A 17,539-nucleotide genomic window follows, 5' to 3' on the forward strand; every position below is an offset into this window, starting at 1 on the left:
GCGCAACGAGTGGTGCTGCTGGGTTTGTCGCGGCCGACGTGAACCGCGCGTCGGCAGGGCACGTTTCAAGCATTACTGGTGGAAAGTCGGTGAACCGAGGGTCTGATGCGGGTCGAAGATGTTTCCGATACGGACGCCCATGTGGCGGACCTGCTGGCTCTCTATCACCTCGACGCGCTCGACCGGCGTAGTGCGGAGCAGGTCGGCCGCCATCTCCAGTCGTGCCAGCAGTGCCGGGCTGCGGCGACCGAGGTGTGCGAGACGCTCGCCGCGCTGGCCCTGCTCAGCGACGACAGGGATCACCTGCTCAACCGCTACGGGGCCCTGGGGGCGGCGGTGCCGGCGGCCTTTCCGGCGCGGTTCGCGCCGCAGGAGCCGGCCGGCCAGCCGGGCAGAGAGGCCCAGGAGACCGACAGACGCCGGTTCCGACTGCGGCGCGGCGGTACGGGTGCAGAGACGGCCACCGGGGAGGCGTCTGCCGCCGTTGGGCCGGACCTCGGGCGCAGGGAGCCACCGCAGCAGCGTGTGGCACCAGCACCGGTCGCACCGCCACGGACCGCACCCCCAGCCGTCGCACCCCCAGCCGTCGCGCTGCCACGGGTCGCACCCCCTGCCGCACCCCCGCCGGGCACGCTGGTTGAGAAGCCCTCGCCCGTTCAGGAGCAGGCCACGCCGACGGCCGTACCCTTGCCGACGCGGGCCGCCCGACGGCCCGTCACGCATCCCGCTCAACGCGGCTTCGACCGAGCGCCGGGCATCGCGCATCCGGACGACGGTCGGCGTGTCCGACGGAAGGGCCTCCTGTCCCGACGTGCCGTTGCTTTCGCGGGCCTGGGCGTCCTGCTCATGGCCGCCCTCACGGTGGCCGGAATCTCCGCGAGGGCGCTGCTCGCCCCGCCGGCCCCGGGAGTGCAGACGAACATCGTCCGTACCGCCGTCGCCTCGGCGACGGACCGGGACTCTGGCGCTAACCTGTCCGTCTTCCTGACCGAAGAACGCGACCGGGTCACCGTGCGGGCCACCCTGAGCGGCCTGGCCGAGGGCAGCGGCTACCGGCTCTACGGCTACACCTTCGACGGCCGGCAGCGGCCGCTGGTCAACTGGACCGGCCGCGCCGGCGTGCAGGAGCTTGACGGTGAACTACCCGTCGGCATCGCTGATCTCTCCCACTTCGCCGTCACCCGCGGCACCCGGATCGTCGTCACCGCATATCTGCCCCGCGACGCCGGTGCGCCGGCCACCCCCGGCGGATGAGCCGGGCCACGATGTGAACCGGTCGCTTGCCCCGTTCGTCTGGGGGGTATGCAGATCGGTGTCTACAGTCTCGGCGACCGCACTCCCGACCCGTTGACGGGTCGGGCGCCAACGGATCACGAGCGGCTACTCAGCACGGCACGGATCGCCGAGCACGCCGAGGCGGCGGGGTTCGATGTCTTCGCCGTCGGAGAGCACCACACCCCGACGTACGCCGTGTCGGCGCCGGCTGTGCTGCTCGGCTACCTGGCCGCACGGACGAGCCGGATACTGCTCTCCACGGCAACGGCTCTGATCACCACGAACGATCCGGTCCGGATCGCTGAGGATTACGCGACGGTGCAGCATCTGTGCGGCGGCCGGCTGGACCTCATGCTCGGCCGGGGCATCTTCGGTCCGGTGTATTCGTGGTTCGGCCGCGACCCCGACGACAGTCGCCGGCTGGCGACCGAGAACTACCGGCTGCTGCGCCGGCTGTGGGACGAGGACACCGTCGACTGGTCCGGCGAGTTCCGTACGCCTCTGCGGGGTTTCACGGCGATGCCGCGGCCGCTCGCGGGCCATCCGCCGTTCGTCTGGCACGCGTCGGTGTCCAGTGAGGAGACCGCGGAACTGGCCGCCGCCCACGGTGACGGCTTCTTCGCCAACCACATCATGTGGCCCTGGCAGCACACGGCCCGGCTGGTGCAGACCTTTCGCGAGCGGTACGCCGCGCACGGCCACGGCACCGCCGAGCAGGCGGTCGTCGGACTCGGCGGGCATGTCTTCGTCCGGCCGAGGTCGCAGGACGCGGTCCGGGAGTTCCGGCCGTACTTCGACAACGCGCCCCTCTACGGCAACGGGCCCTCACTGGAGGAGCACATGGACACCACACCGATGACGGTGGGCAGCCCGCAGCAGGTCATCGACGCGGTTCTCGGCTACCGCGAGTACGTCGGTGACTATCACCGTCAGCTCTTCCTGATCGACCACGCCGGGTTGCCGGTGAGCACGGTGCTGGAGCAACTGGACATCCTCGGTGCCGAGGTGCTGCCCGTCCTTCGGCGCGAGCTTGCCGGCGGCCCTCCGCCCGCCTGATCCGCCGCTCGTAGGGCGCCCCGCCGCCACGCGGGCCGCGGGGCGCCCGCTCAGCACTCGTAGACCGCCGCAAGCACCTTCTGGAGGCGGGCGCCTTCCGCATCATCCATAGAGCCCTTGAGTTCCGCGAGCGCGTCGACCCAGATGTTCTTCTGGCCCGGTTCCAGCCGTCCGCGGTTGGCGGTGATGAAATCGGTCGCGTCGTTGAAGTTGCCGGCCTTGATCTGGCCGATGGTCCTGAGCAGAGAAACGGTGAAGTCGAACTGTTTGTGCTCCACCTCATTCGCGCCCAGACGGACCGCCTGGACCAGATCGACGAAGTCGCCGGTGGCTCCGGCGGAGCCCTGCGGGCCCTTCAGCTTGCCCGCTTCGTCCAGTCGAGCGACCGCCTGCAGCAGCGCATACGGCCGCACTTCCGGCGCGGCCTCCGTGAACTGGACCACCACCTCCTCGTCCGGGCCGAAGCTCAGCAGGGGTTTGACCAGTGCGACGTTCATGCTGGCCGGGACCCGCTCGGCCATCTCGGCGGCCAGTCCTCTGTGCGCCGCGTTCGCCAGGTCCGGGCGCGACCGCAGCAGGTCGAACCGCTCGCGTACGCCCTGCGCACCCCACACCAGCGCGCCGAACTCCTCGGGTACGCGCTCGACGGCCGGTTGGGTCAGGCCGCGCGCGGCTTCGACCAACGTCGAATCGATATTTGACCAGGTGGTGTCCGCCCTCTCGGCGGTCACCGCTGCGGAGTTGGCTCCGCGGACCTTCCAGCTGTTGTCGAAGCTCGCCCCAGAGAGCCCGCCGGAACTCTGTGGCACCTGGTACACGAGAGCGACGCCGTACGTGCTGAGCAGCTTTGTCAGGCTGAGCTTCCCGACACTCTTCGAGCTGCCGGACACATCGGCGGTGGCGCCCCCACCACTGGTCACCACGATGGGTGTCTTGCCGGCTTGGGCGAGTTGTTCCAACCGCTCGTTCAGCCACTCGAACACGGGTCGGTCCACCAACCCGTCACGCGCCGTGCCGAGCCATACGAAGTACTGGTTTGAGTTCGAGTCCAGGCTCGCGGTGGCCCGGAGGGCCTTCGGCGGAGGCACCGCCCGGGCACCGGGCGCCGAACTGTCACTGAGCAGGTTCGGTATGTCCACGTACGGCCGCTTGATCGGGGCGAGAGACGTTTGCAACCACTCCGGTGCCGGGCTGAGGTCGCCGTCGCCCGCACGGAGACCGTGTAGTGCGGCCCCGGGAACATCGCGCCAAGGCCACATCGGCTCCAGGACGTCCATGATCTGCTGGAGGTCCGCAGGACGGACCTTCATCTGCGCGCCCGCCGGCTCCTTGCCGTTCGGGGGTTGATGGTCGGCCGCGCCGATGGAACGCAGCACCTCGTGCGCGTAGAACGCCGGGGACTGACCCCATGCCCAGCCCTCGTCCACTTCAGCCGTCGGTGAAACCACCGGCCTTACCAGGTGCGCCTGCCCGGCATCGACGAACTGCACCTCGACCCGAAGTTGACGGCCGGCCATCGGCAGCTGGTGTCCCGGATCGTTGAGGTGGGACTGCACACCCTCGGTCGTCAACTCCTTGACCTTCGACACCGCCTTCGGGTCTCCGGTCAGGTGCACCCGCAGGACGAACGTCAACTCCTTGTCGCTGCGCACGAGTTCGTACCAGACGACGGGGCGACCAGATGCGGGTCTCTTGCCCTTCGTGTCGGCGTGCGCGCCGTCCGGCATCAGGGGCATGTTGGTGATGTCCACCCGGCTCACGCCGGCAGGAGGGCGGATCGCGTGCATGCCCGCGTCCGCCTGCCGAAGCAGGCGGTGAAACCGATCGGCGGTCGAGAGAGAGACCGCGGACGGCTTGTCAGGATGTGCAGCGCTGCCTGCCGCATAGTCGGGAAATTCCTTGGCGCGGCTCTCTGGCGGTACCACGGCCGCCAGCGCCTCGTCCGGAATTCCCAGCGCCCGGGCGTCCGCCTTGGACACGACGATGTCGGTGTACCCGATCGCCTGGATCTTGTGCACCTCGCCCTTCCCCGGCCACGTGACCTCGTACTGCAACCGGGCGTGCACGACGAACAGGGCCGTGCTCGTCCGCAGCCACGCCCGGTGCTCGTTCCAACGCGTCTGATCGGTACCGCGGGTCGTACCTCGCTGCGTACCGACGGACCCGGTGCCTCCGACCCAGTTGAAGCCATCCGGCGGGGCGGCGACTGTGAGCGCCCCGCCCATATTTGACCGCAGGTTGTCGGAGGCGCCGTGGCCGACGAGATCGGTGCCGTGGTCGTACTTCTCGATCTCGGCCTTCGCCACCCAGTAGAGGTCTTCAATCGCGGCGGCGCGGGCCTTCACAATGAAGCCCCTGGGTCCAGCATCGAGGTCCGCCACCGTCGACAGCGATCGGAACCGGGCACCCTCATCCCTGAGCATCGCCCCCAGATTCTTGGGGAACGTCTCGTAGTTGAGTTGGTTACTGGTGTCGTTCAACGTCCCACGGCGGCCGAGGCCCGCGGACGAGATTGCCGTGTGTATCGCATCGAGCCCGCGTATGGAGAGGATCTGCGCGGTCTCCGGCAGTGCCCGGCCTAGACCGAAATCAGGGCGGGGCCGGTCTGCTCCCAGGGTGGTGGAGCCGCCCGTGGGTTCGCTGACGAGGAGCTTGACGGTGACATCGAAGGGCTGGGCTTTCCGACCCGCGCCGATAATGTTCTTCAGTGCTGCCGTCGTGCTGGGTGTGGTCTCCTTGATCGAGCCAAAAAACCTCACGTTCTGGGAGTAGCCGGTCAGGTTGTTGACGCGCGCACCAGCCATCGTCAGCAGGTTTGAGCCGTGTGTATCACTGCGGCCGGTGCCCCGGCTGAATCCGCCTTGTACGGAAGCCGCCACGAATCCGAAGTCGAACCCGGACGCCGCGTCGCCCTCTTCGGGCTGAGATGGCTGACCCAGCCCGCCAGAACTGCCGACCAGAGCGTTCGCGCTGGTCCAGCGGCGGGTTTCGTTGAGTGCGTCGTTTCCCCGGGTGTAGGACTTGGTGCCGCTACCGCTGTCATGGCTGCCCGAGGCCTGGCCCACCTGTTCAGCCCTCAACGTTATCTGGAACGTTCGTTGATCGTCATCGACGTAGGGCTGGGTCATGCCACCGTCGAGCGCCTTGCCCATGAAGGGATTCACGATGGCGGGCACCGAGGTGACGTAGTTGGCGAGCCCGGCGGATTTGAACGGCTCGGCCGCCTTCGCCAACGCCTTGACGAGAGGAGCAACGCCCGTCTGCTCGTTGCCACCACTGAGCAGCATCTGCCACACCGTCACCCCGTGCGACGAGTGCCTTTGACCACTCGACGACCTCACCGCACTCGTCAGGGTGGCCGTGGGCGGCGCGGTCGATTCCGCTTCTGCTACCTGCTCGGCAATAATGTGGGCGTTCTTGAAAAGACGGGCGTGCGGGATAACGTCCGTCGTCTTCACGTTCAACAGCACCTCGCCCGCCACCCATTTTGCAGTTTTGCCCACCTGGATCCGGTGGACTACCGCCGAACGGACGATCACAGCCGAGGCGTCCTGGAACAGACCAGAGTACTTTCCCACCGTGTTCGACTTGACGGCCGCCTTCCCTCTCCCCTTCACCCGGGCAGCGGCAACGGTCCCGATCACCAACTCACTGTTTCCAGCGTCGCTCCTCGGGGCGTCTTCGATAACGGGTTTCAAGCCGCTCTTGCCGATGAATCCACCAACCCCGCCCCCCGCCTGCCACAGGTTATCCGCACCGGACTCCTTGCCAGCCTGGGCCTCGGTGACCTGCTGCGAGTAGGGCTTCCACACTTTCACGATCTCTGGAGTCCCCACCAGTGCGGCGGTCAGACCCGCTGCCTCGTCGCCGACCGGTATCGCCACGCTCGCCCCCGTCAACGCCCTGAGCAAGAAGCCCTTGTAGGCCTGCCGGCTCAACGCATTCGACAGAAACGCCTCCAGCTGCTGCGCCCGTACCTCCGGATCTGGCCCCAGTTTTTCCTGAGCCCGAGCGAACCGCCCGCGCACCCCGTCCGAAAATACGCGACTGCGCTCGTCCGCGATCGCCTCCACCATTGCGGCCTGCAACCTCTCCGCACCAAAGGTTCCGAGTACGGTGTAGGCGGTGGCGTTCATTCTGGTTATCGGAGACTGCGCATCCGGATCTTTGATGGCACGCTCCATGAATTCAACCGAAAGGTTCTCGGTGGTCCTCGGTGGAACGTTGCCCGAGGCGGGTTCGATGACGAGCCTGCCCAGGGGTGCGGTATCTCCGGTGTCGTTGAGTTTGTCCGGCTGCAGGATGAAGGCAGTTCCGGCAACCGTGTTGGATACTGCTCGGTTGGCGGCGTCACCTGCGGGTTTGACCGTCCAGTGCCACCGGATTTCCGCCTCGAACCTCCGGCTTTTCATCTTTTGGCCGTCGGTGTCGGAGAGCACCGAACTGGACTGCGTCCGTCCGACGTTCTCGGACTCTCTGGAGCCATACTGGGCATTCAATGTGCCCTGCATCGAGGCGCCGCCCGCGCTCCCGCCCGCGCCGGCGATAAGTCCACCTTCCCGGGCCGAGACCTTGGCGTCCTTGATGGTCGTCGTCTCCGTATTCATGTGACCGTACTGCAGCTCGTAAGCGGTCTGCTTCTCGTAAGAGGAGCGGAGGATTTCCGCCGTCAGGGTAACGGTTAGGGCATTTTCCATGCGGATCGGCGAATCGGGATGCCTGAAGATCCAGACGATCCCGCGGCCGTTCAGCTGGGAGTCCAATACATCGTCCGCCCTGGACAAGAGATTATCCTCCGACAACTCACGAATGAGCGTCTGCCAGTTTCGATAGTCCAGGCCGGGATTATTCTCCAGCTCGCCGGTTACCGGCATCTTCTGCAAGATGGCCCACGGCGCTGTGGCTCCGCCACGTGCGGTGGTCGCCGCCTTGGGGAGGTGCCCTCCCTCGACCAAACGCGGGACGATCGCGTCATAGAGACCTTCAACGCCTTTCAGACGATCGACGACGTCCATCGTCAGGCCCCAGCCAGCGCCAGGGTTCCACCAGCGGGGAGCAGGGGAGTTCGTCGTCTCCTCCGACTTACTCGCGGCAGCAGCGATCTCGTCGGGCTTGGGCTTACTGGATGAAGGCGTGGGGGCGCTTGGGGTGCTCACCTTCTTGAGGTTGTCCTCATGCACCAGGACGTGCGCGAAGCCCGACACATTCTCGTGGTCCTCGTAGGGCACGTCCTCACGGCGACCGGCCATCAGGTCCTTGTCCCGGTGGTGGTGAATCCTCAGCTCCAGCTCGAAGTCGATCGACACCACCTGCAGGTTGTTGACGATCCGAACGGCGCGGGTGGTGAAGGTCCGTCTCTGCTGGCTGAACTGGCCGACTTTATGGCCGAAGGGCTTCTGAATGCGCCCGCCGAGCCGAGCCACCCGAGAGCTCCAGAGCCGCGCGTTCTCGTTCGCCGTCACACGGTGTGTGGAGTCGCTGTTCAGAGTGACCTGGGTCCTGAGCACGGAGGCCAGCACCCGGTCGATCCGAGTTTCCCCGCTTCTGCTCACCTGACTGATCTTGGTGAGGCTCGTGATCGGCTTGTTGTCCTTGGCACCGAGGCTCAAGCTGAGGCGACGACCGTCGCTCTCGAGTAGCACCCGGAACGTCTGCTGGTAGCCGCGTTCGTCCTTGGGGCGCAGGAGATTCTGGAAGTTCAGGGCAAGCTCATCGTTGGACAGGTATCGCTCAAGGTGCGTTTTCCAGAAGGCGTAATCCGCGGGCGTGAGAATTTTCCGGACGGAGGCGATCACCTGATCCGCGAGTTGGATCCGGGTGACGGCATGATCCATGCTCCACACCTCGAAATCACTTGGATCACTGATCGGGATTATCTTCCCGTAATCGGCGTCCGTCTTCGCCTTCAGCTCATCGCTTCTACCCTGCTCCTCCGAGTAGGGTAGATGGAACTCCGGCACCGCGTATCGAATCCTATTCGTGACCGGCGTCCCCTCGCTGTCCGTGAAGATGCGCTGGATCCACCGCCCGCCCTCTTCGTCCCTGGTGAAGGTGCCCTCCCGCACCTTATTCATCACGGTCGACACACCCCCGAACTCGGACACGGCGTCGCGCTTGCGGTGGTACGTCCTGCGCTCCTGAACGCGCAGTGCCCAGTTCACATCAAGGGTCACCCAGCCCATGTTTTCCTTGATTCGGACTTGCTGGTACCTGGCCTTTGTGGTGCTGCTGAGAGCCCGCTTTCCCGAACCGTTGCTTTGACCATAGGTCACCGTCGCGTCCGACCGTACGCCCAACAGGTATCGATGGGCTAGACCGCCGTCGTAGTAGAGCGACTGCGTCTGCATCTCCGAGGTTGCCAATTCGGAATAGCCGTAGGTGCGGCCTTCCAGCGCGCCCTGGAACAGGCCGCTCTTGCCGGGAAGGCTTTCTGGCTCGACCTCCGGTTCCCGGATCGGAATCGCCCAGAGTCGAATATCATAGATCCTGCCATCGACGGTGATCTCCAGCGGTGTGCCGTCATCGAGCGTCTGGCCAAAAAGAGACGTGATCTTACGCGCGACGACGTCCTCGGTGATCTGATTACCGCTGAACGGCACAGACTGGTTGACCCAAGCGGTCAACTCGGACACGAACGGACCCAATTCGATAGTGTGGAAAGCGGTCACCATCCGGCTGTAATCCCGACCGCCGCCCCCCAGCTCCGATCTGGGGCCGGGCTTCTCCGTGCCGGGCCGCCACTTCTTGAGCGCGTTGTTGGTGAGATCCTGCCGGATCTGTCGGTGATTGAATGGTTGGTCGACGCCGCCCACGCGCAAGGAGGACTCGGGGCGCGTCAGGACGGCGAGGTCCCGCAGCACGTCCGGGGTCACCTCGTCACGGCCCAGCAGTTCACGCGCCATCTGCTGGTAGTGGAAGAGTTCCATGGCGGTGTAGCGGCGATCCCACGATTTGGTGTAGAGCCGGCGTCGGGTCGCGACCAGTCGATTGAGGTCCTCGTCAGAGACGCTCACCGGCGGGCTCGCCGCCTCCAGCCGGTCGCGAAGTGCCTTCACCTCCCGGTGGCGGTCTTGCTCCGAGTCACCGTTTTCCAGCTTTCCCGTGATCCGTTTGGTGTGCGTGGTGGAGACAGATTGCGTTACCTTGCCCACTCCCGGCAAACTTCCGGCCCGAGAGATTAGCCGTTTCGGCAAAAGAGGTTTTTCTTCCCACCAGGCCCGCCGGGCATTTCTTTCCTCGGCGATGCGCCCCACGTCCCGCAAGTTCAAGGAGGCTTCGCCACCCAGCTTGCCACGAATCAACTTCTCCAACACATCCAGCGACAGGGGGCCGGACGGAGGACTGTCTAAATGCGTCTTAGAGTAACGCGGCTGAGCCCAGTCGAGGAGAACGTCCGAATTGCGGATTACTGTTTCGTACTCCGCGCCGGTGAGGTTCAGGTTCGGCACATTGTCGAGCAGGTGCAGAGCGAGCCTCAGCAGCTCGTGCCTTCGATCATCGGTCGCCTCGGGTTTTGCACTCTTGATATATCTCGCTACCTTACGCTCGATACTGCCCCGCACGCCCGTCCGCTTCCGCGTCCCTTCGAGGTCTTGCTTGAGAGTGGCGTAGCCGTGCCGTCGGCGCAGTGCGTCCAGCCCTAGAGGTTCGCCCTCGGTGCGATTTGCGTACGCCTCCTTGGCGTACACCGTCAGCGTCGCCATATGCTCTTCGGTGACCTGGGCCGCCGATGGCTCGAGAATCGTCCGGACCATCGGGATGAACTGGTGACGCGCGGCAGCGGTCGATGGAGTGGAGGAAATCCGGGTCAGTGGTATGGATTCGCCGGGGCCCGCCTCGGCCGGATAAATGTCCTGCTCGACGCTCGATCGGCTACTGCCTGTTCCGTCCCTCGCAGCGTCCAGCGCCTGCATCTCGACCCAGAAGTCACGGTGCAAAACGCTTCGGAGCAAGAATGCGGCTCGCCTCTCCGGGTCAACCGTTCTGTCCGCCTTTTGTTCGAACGACCGGGCGGCGTTTTCACCTTCTTGCTGCCACTTCTGCAGCGTGCTGTGATCCGCCTCGAAGATGACATCAGCGACGGGTTTGTTCGGCAACTCCCGGGCTGTTCGGGCGGCGGCGAACTCCTCACGTAGGCCTTCGATGTAGCTGTCCAACTCCTTGTAGCCTTGATCGTCAGGCGACCCGTTCGCGCCGTCGAGCCTCTCTCTGATGGCCACGGCCACGCCGTCGAGCCAGGCTAGTTCCCGCTCCGACAGCGCAGGGTCCGGAAGTGATACCGAGATGGAGTCCGGACGCCGAGGCAGCGGCGCCGATGCCTCCAAGCCCCACGGGTGCATCCTCACGGACACTTCGTGTGTGCGTCCGGAGGCGATGGCGATGACCTTCGCCTGCTGCCACTTTGCCAGCCCATCAAGGTGCGACATCAACTCGGCGTAGGTTTTGACGGCCATCGGCGCGCCGAGCGCGGACGGCGGGTCCGCAGCCCATGGCGGCAGCGCGACGGCCACCGCACGCGGTGCGCCGATCTCGACGGTGTCGGCCGCCAGTCGCAATTGACCGCGCATCGGCTCATAGGCGCCGGCTGCCGGACTATCCACAGCTGCGGTGAGGTCTGCCAGCAGATGCGCCTGAGGTATCAGCCGGACACCGGTCGCGGAAGCCGAACTGGTGACGCTGCGCTGGGTGTTGATGGGTAGAAACCGGTCGTCGGCCGGATCGACCAGATCGGCCCGTTCCGGCAGATCGAGGTACACGCCGAAATGGTCGACGGCGGACAACGCCGCCTCGCGGCTGATGGTTTTACTGAATTCCGGGGGAAGGCTCACCGATAGGCGAGCGACAGCCGACGGCCCCTGGAGCCGTAATGCCGCTCGCACGCTCTGCGCGCCCAGTGCGTCCTGGTGCATGTGTGCCTGCACCAAGCCGGCGATTGGCTGCACACCTCGAACGTGGGGAGGCACGTCCGTGAGGGTGCGTTCGAGCCTGAGGTAGATGCCGGAAGCGACCGGTGTGAAACCGCGTAAGCAGATTGGCGGAGTGAAGGAGCCGGGCATCATTAACCAGCCTTATCGTGACATGCGGCCATATATTTCCTTATGCTCATCAGCTCCGCTTTGCCCTTCGGAAACATCGGCACAAGGACATTACTGATCGTGAAATGCCAGAAGACGCGATCAGTGCCGGTGAGACAGTCAAGGGCCTTGAGCCGCTCGCGCCAATCGGCTGGAGCCCTCCCGAGACGTTCGAAATCGGCGATCAGCGCCACCATGGCGGCGTGCGCGCGGGAGATCTCGGGCTGGCCCGGGCGACGGGCCGCCCGCTCCTCCTCCAGTTCCCCCTTGGCTCTCACCACTGCCAGCACGTCAGCGAGGTGAACCCTCGTTACTTCGGGATTTCTCGCGGCCTGCAGCAATTCTCGCAACCACATGAGGCCCGTCACATAATCACCGACCGCTTGGCCGAGGCGGGCCGCGTCCAGGGGGCGCGACGTGAGATAACCGAGGAACAAACTGGAGTCGGCCGTCTGGGTGTGCGGGTCAATCGCATCCATGAGCGAGGCGTGCTGCGGTTCCAACGGACGCTTACCGCCAAGTTCCGGGTCTTCCTTCGCCCGCATCCCTTGCTCGATCAAGGCCCGGTGCGCCTCCAAGGTCAGATTCGGCCGGTAGAAGGGATGGTCTTTGACCTGCCCGATGCCATACCGGGACGGCAGCTCGCCGTTGGCCACGCTCACTGATCCCAGATGAGTCAACTCCCGCACGACCTCCCGCGTGAGCAGCTCGGACGAGTGCTGCTCCAGGTATGCCTCGACGCCTTTCCACGTCGGCTGGCTGATCAGACCTGCCACCAGTTCCGAGGGACCAGCTTTTGGCTTGTCGGCAAGCGCCACGGCTCGCGCCAACGCACCTCCGGTGAGGCTCTGGTATCGCTCCGGGTAGCTCGACCTGGGCCCCTCCACAGCCCAGAACCTCTCGAAGCCAAGCATCGTGGGTTGCACCGATGACCGGCCGTGCTGGTTGACAACGATCGATTTCAGTTGGTCGTTGTCCTCCGTGGCGACGACCACGCTGATGGCAGGGTTCTTCTCCAAGATGTGATGCAGGCTGTTGGCGGTGAGCTCGTCCAGGGTGGATCCGTGCTTCGACGTTGCGCCGCGGCGGACGTTGACCAGGACGATCGGGCCGTCATGGCTGTCGAGTTGCGCCATGATCTCCTTGGTCGCGGCGTACGGCCCGTCCGGGCCGAGCAAAATCGTGTCGCCCCTTCGTCGGGCGTTGGCCGACAGCCGCGGCGTCCACGTCGGCTCGGGCGGCAGTTCCGGCCCGTACGGCAATCCCTTCGGCCCGACGAGCACGAATTCGCTGTACGGGTCCTCCAGGCTCGCTGCTCTTTCGTCGACAGCCCCGTCCAAGACCACCGAAGCGACCGGCTGCGTTCCGTTCGCCCACCCCAGCCTCCCGGCGTGGTCCATCACCATCCAGAGCGATCCCGCCGTACGACTCTCGGAAGAAGCGTGAACCAGTGCGGCGGACGCCCGACCCGACTTGAACTCCCGCAGCACGTTCGCCAGAGGCATGGGCCTCGGCTCCCAGTCGAGGGCGGCGTTCAGGCCCGTTCGAGACAGCGGGCTCGCGGAGGCGAGCAGTTCTGCGAGGGGCAGCTGTGGCAGGTCGCCGAAGGTCGCGTAGTACACGCCGGCCAGCGGCGTGAGATCGCCTGCTACGAAGCCGTCGCCGCCGGCTGTCGGGCTCCCACCGACCGCGGAATAACTGGCCAGCTTGGCCACGGACGGTGGTTGGGTCCCCGTGGCCAACTCGCCAAGCTTTTGGCGGTTCGCCACCAGCGCGTCGGGCAGCAGGCGGTAGGTGGTAGCTGACCTTCCGGTCGTACCAAGCTTTTCTGTCGATTCGATCGGCACGAGACGGGCCTCCAGGACCGTCGGCACACCCCCGTCGACGGCACTTCCCGGCACGCCCATCACGATGCCCAACCGGTCCTGCAGCCTGACGGCGCCGGTCAGATCCAGGAGCCCGAAGGTCTTGGACGAGAACGGGACCACCACCAGCTGGCCATCGGCGGCTACCAAATCGTGTAGATAGGCGCGAAGGCTTTCGGAGGGTTGGTCGGGAATGATCAACGCGACCCCAGCTGGGGGCCGGGTCTGCCTGGCCAGGTCGTACACCTTACTGTCGATCACCCTCGGGCCCGAGTCATTTCCGTCCATGAGTGTGCTGGAGGGCGACTGTCTCGGCTCATTTTGGTACACGAACACGCCGAGCCCGGCCAGGGTGAACCATTCAGGACAGTCCGCCAGCACTTCCACGCCGCACCTCTTCCACTCCGCCGGTCATGGTCGACGGTCGTCCTGTCACAGGGACGCCAGCAAGTCCTCTCTTCACACGACACCCACCACGGCCGGCCCGGTCTCCGGGTCGTCGTAGTCGAGGAGCCGGGCGTTCGCCGCCGCCTGCGGCCCACAACAGGGCTCCGCCGAAGAGCGCCGCCAACGGCTGCGGCATGCGGGCGGACGGTCAGCCGTCGCGCACGGTCCCCGATGGGGACGTTGCGGAAGTCCTGTGCAAGAGTCAAAGGGTGGTTGAAGGCTCAACTGATCCTCCAGGGCCGCCGGAGCCTGTTTCCTCCGTGCCCGCAGCGGCCCCCACCGCGCAGGCTTCGGAGGCGGACGAGGCCGCGCTGCGCCACCTTCAGCAGGTCCACGGTCCGGTGCTGCTCAGCTTCCTGACCCGGTTGACCCGGGGCGACGTACGCCGGGCCGAGGACATCGTCCAGGAGACGCTGCAACGCGCCTGGCGTGATCCGGAGGCTCGCAACGCCGACGGCCGGTGGAGTCGGGCGTCGATCTTCACAATCGCGAAGCGGATCCTGATCGACCAGGTCCCGGCGACCGAGGCCCGCCCGAGCGAGGTGTCCTCCGACGAGTACATCGAGGCCCACGCTCACATCGGCGGCGGTCCCATCGAGCGGGCGCTGGACGCCGCCGAGGTGCGGGCGGCGCTGGCCGCACTGCCGGAACGGTTGCGGATCACGCTTGTCGAGATCTACTTCCAGGAAAGGTCGGTGGCCGAGGTCGCCGAGGTCCTGGACGTGCCGCCGGGAACGGTGAAATCACGCACTTCCTACGCTCTACGGGCATTGCGCGAGGCACTGGCCCGTTCGGGAACCGCCGGCGGAACGCGGCCCCCCGCGTAGGGCACGACACTCTGCCCCCCGCGGAACGAGTAGATGAGTGAACAGATGACTGATCGCGCGCCGCCACGACGATCATGGCGGCGGGTGCCCGGACGAAGCCGGAAGCGGCTCCGATCCCTGGCGGCACGTACCGCGTCGTTGGTCTGGTCACCCCACGCCCAGCGCGCGCTCAGGCCGCGGTGCGGCTCAGCCGGCGAGGGTGGTTGAAGTGGCCCAGTTCGATCGCCATCCGGGTCAGCTCCGCCTTGTTGCTGACGTTCAGTTTCGCGCGGATCCGCTTCGCGTACGTGTTGACCGTCGCCTGCGAGAGGCCCATGCGGGTCGCGATCTGCGCGTGCGTGAAGCCGGAGGCGATGAGCCGCAGCGTCTCGACCTCCCGCGGCGCCAGGCCGTTCTGCTCCTCGCCCCCGCCGCGGGCGAGCTCGCCCTGAAACTGATCGACCAGCCGCGGGCAGATGTAGAAGCCACCGCGGATGATCACCCGCACCGCCTCCCGCACGTCACGCTGTTCGCTGAGGCTGCTGAAACAACCCCGCGCCCCGGCCCGGACGGCGGCCAGCAGGCTCGGTGACCGGTGCCACGCCGCGCTCACCAGCGGCCGGCCCACCGTGGCCGCCCTCGCGATGTTGTCCGTCCCGCCGGACGGCAGCTCCAGCACCACCGCGTCGAACGTCTGACCACCGGCCAGCAGTTCGTCCACGTTCGCCACGGTGGCCGCGACGCGCAGACCGCCGTCGTCGGATGCCAGCTTTTCCAGGCCAGCCCTGGAGATGGGCTGATCGGAGACGATGGCCACTGTCAACACCGGGGCTCCTCCAAGCTGTTGGGCCCGTGTTCCACGGGCGCCACTGAGACGGATCCCGGCCCCGTCCGGTTCACGAACCGCGGAAATCCGCCAGCGTCCCGGTCGGTTGCAGTGGCGATGCCCCCCGATGAGGGACTTTCCGTTTCCCGTACGGATCGAGCATGCTCGCCTGGTGTCTCGCGGCGCCCCGGCGTTCGGCGAGGATGGGCAGGGAGCCCGGCGAGGGCTCGGACCAGCGAAGCGGACCGGGGATTGATATCTGTGGCGGACGGCACCGAGCACGTCGAGGAGTTGCTCGGGCTCTACTACCTCGACGAGCTCGACGTGGCCTCGGCCCAGCGGGTGCGTGCCCACCTCGACGCGTGCGGAACCTGCCGCGACGAGGCGGCGCAGGTGTGCGAGGCGCTCGCGGCGATGGCCCTGCTCCTCGACGACCGAGAAGGGCTGGCCAGCATGTACGGCGCGCTCGGCACGTCGGTGCCACCGGCGTTCCCGGCCCGGTTCGCCCCGATCGAGGAGCCCGAGGAGCCGCGGTCCCGAATCGGCTGGCCGCCTCGATCACGCCGGTCCGGCCGCAGCCGCCCCACCGAGTCCGCAGCCCTGACTGATGCGCCGGCGCCCGAATCGGCGCCGCCCGCTCCGACGACGCGCACCGCCGTCGCGCCGGCCAAGGAAACCTCCGCGCCCGCCGTGCCGACTGCCGCGCCCGCCGTGCCGCCCGCTGGGCCCACGCTGCCGCCCGCCGCGCCGCCCGCCAAGCCCGCCGCGCCCGCTGGGCGTGCTGTGCCGGCTGCTGCGCCCGCCGCGCCGGCTGCCGCACCTACCCTGCCGGCCGTATCGCTCACGGCGCCGACAGTCGCGCCCGTGGTGCCGACCGTCGCGCCTGTGGTTGCCGCCGCCGATCCGGCTGCCACGCCGGTGCTACCGACGATCGCGCCGGGCGTACGCACCAAGCCCGTGAAGCGGCCGGCACCGTCGACCGTGCCTGCTCCGATGCCCCTGACCACGCAACCGGCCGGGCAGACGCGACCGGTCCGGCATACCCGGTCGCTGATCGTTTCGATCGGGTTACTGGCCGCGACCGTCACGCTCGGCGGAACCACCGCGACAATGCTCCTGCGCGAGCACGACGGCGAGCCCAGCACACCGACGGCCCGGGCCGCCGTGAGCGCGGCGGCCTCGGCGACCGACGTGGACAGCGGAGTGCGCATGACGGTGGCGCTGACCGCCAAGGACGGGTCGACCGAGGTGCGCGCGAAGCTGACCGGTCTGACCAAGGGGGCCGGTTACCGGCTGTACGGCTACGGCCCGGACGACAACCGGTGGGCGGTCGTGAACTGGACCGGCGGGGCGGGCAAGGAGCAGGAGGTGTCCGGCACCGTGCCCGCCGCGATCGCCGGCATCTCGCACGTGACGGTGCTGCGCAGCGACCGCAAGACCGTGGTGACCGTGTACTTCTCGCACGACGCCGAAGCTGAGATCGGCCCCAACGGCGGCTGAGGCTCAGGCGGTGCTGGTGCCGTCCGGGACGGTGGAGTTGATGTCCGCACCGGCGTAGATCTGGGCGGCGTTGTTGAGCCTCCCGACAAACTGGCCGACCAGATCGAGCACGCCGGCGCAGCCCTGCAGCAGTTGGAACTGGCTGTACTGGATCTCCGCGGTCTGGTCCGGGTGGGGATCCTTGAACGGGGCGTACCAGCCGCTGCCGTCGTCGTAGGCGCCGATCCACTTGACGTTGTTGTTGAGCGGGACCCCCTCGTGGTAGACGGCGACCGTGTCCGACTCCTTTGTGGCCCAGAAGATCCAGCTCGACTTGGCGATCGCGGCGTCGCGGAAGCTCTCGAAGTCGGCGATCTGGCCCGTCGTCGCCTGGAGGATCGTCGTCTCGGCGTCGTACATCTGGCCGGGGCTGACGTCGTAGGTGCGCAGGTCCGGTTCGGCCGGGTCGCCCGTGGGCGCGTTCGGGTCGGGCAGCAGGTTGCCGTGCTCGTCGACCGGCTTACGCTCGGTGTTGGTGTAGCCTCCCTGGCCGTCCGAGGTGGGCGCCTCGAAGCCGATGAGGTCCTCGTTCTTCCCGCTGACGTGGCGGCCGGTCGGCCATTGCTGGGTCAGATCGGCCGGGACGACAGAGGTGTTGGGATCGCTCATACCTCAACCTTGCGCGCGCGTGGGGGTGGCGACAACGTCCCT

The 17,539-nt window shown here is 66.9% G+C and carries 8 protein-coding genes; 4 read left to right on the plus strand and 4 right to left on the minus strand.

Annotation, left to right across the window (positions count from 1 at the left end):
• The first annotated feature begins 141 nt into the window (after positions 1–141).
• Both CLT68_RS27215 and CLT68_RS27220 read left to right on the plus strand, forming a co-directional pair.
• The gene (locus CLT68_RS27215) at positions 142–1,254 is read left to right on the plus strand and encodes a hypothetical protein (RefSeq protein ID WP_158240939.1); all 1,113 of its coding nucleotides are present in this window, start codon (positions 142–144) and stop codon (positions 1,252–1,254) included.
• Positions 1,255–1,302: 48 nt separating this feature from the next.
• On the plus strand, positions 1,303–2,331 hold the full coding sequence (locus CLT68_RS27220) for a CE1758 family FMN-dependent luciferase-like monooxygenase (RefSeq protein WP_099855183.1): 1,029 nt from the start codon (positions 1,303–1,305) through the stop codon (positions 2,329–2,331).
• Positions 2,332–2,381: 50 nt separating this feature from the next.
• Here CLT68_RS27220 and CLT68_RS27225 read toward each other — a convergent pair whose 3' ends face one another.
• Positions 2,382–11,273, minus strand: coding sequence for a hypothetical protein (locus CLT68_RS27225; protein WP_143743262.1), 8,892 nt, complete (start codon positions 11,271–11,273; stop codon positions 2,382–2,384).
• A 116-nt stretch (positions 11,274–11,389) separates the two neighbouring features.
• Positions 11,390–13,657 carry a hypothetical protein gene (locus CLT68_RS27230; protein ID WP_099855187.1) on the minus strand — a complete coding sequence of 756 codons (2,268 nt, stop codon included), beginning with the start codon at positions 13,655–13,657 and terminating at the stop codon, positions 11,390–11,392.
• 320 nt (positions 13,658–13,977) lie between these two features.
• On the opposite strand from CLT68_RS27230, the gene CLT68_RS27235 reads away from it, so the two are divergent.
• Positions 13,978–14,544 carry a sigma-70 family RNA polymerase sigma factor gene (locus CLT68_RS27235; protein WP_486482338.1) on the plus strand — a complete coding sequence of 189 codons (567 nt, stop codon included), beginning with the start codon at positions 13,978–13,980 and terminating at the stop codon, positions 14,542–14,544.
• A 169-nt stretch (positions 14,545–14,713) separates the two neighbouring features.
• Here CLT68_RS27235 and CLT68_RS32945 read toward each other — a convergent pair whose 3' ends face one another.
• A complete protein-coding gene (locus CLT68_RS32945; RefSeq protein ID WP_158240940.1) occupies positions 14,714–15,349 on the minus strand; it encodes a response regulator transcription factor in 636 nt (211 codons plus the stop codon).
• 261 nt (positions 15,350–15,610) lie between these two features.
• Between CLT68_RS32945 and CLT68_RS27245 the strand changes: the two genes are divergently transcribed.
• A complete protein-coding gene (locus CLT68_RS27245) occupies positions 15,611–16,849 on the plus strand; it encodes a zf-HC2 domain-containing protein (protein ID WP_158240941.1) in 1,239 nt (412 codons plus the stop codon).
• Positions 16,850–16,852: 3 nt separating this feature from the next.
• On the opposite strand, the gene CLT68_RS27250 is transcribed toward CLT68_RS27245, so the two are convergent.
• Positions 16,853–17,497, minus strand: coding sequence for a hypothetical protein (locus CLT68_RS27250; protein WP_099855194.1), 645 nt, complete (start codon positions 17,495–17,497; stop codon positions 16,853–16,855).
• Positions 17,498–17,539: the final 42 nt, after the last annotated feature.

This window comes from Micromonospora sp. CNZ299 (assembly GCF_002754415.1).

Bases quoted from the DNA above. Each gene is read 5' to 3' on its own strand.
- CLT68_RS27250 (WP_099855194.1), bottom strand. From the start codon at position 17,497: ATGAGCGATCCCAACACCTCTGTCGTCCCGGCCGATCTGACCCAGCAA.
- CLT68_RS27220 (WP_099855183.1), top strand. From the start codon at position 1,303: ATGCAGATCGGTGTCTACAGTCTCGGCGACCGCACTCCCGACCCGTTG.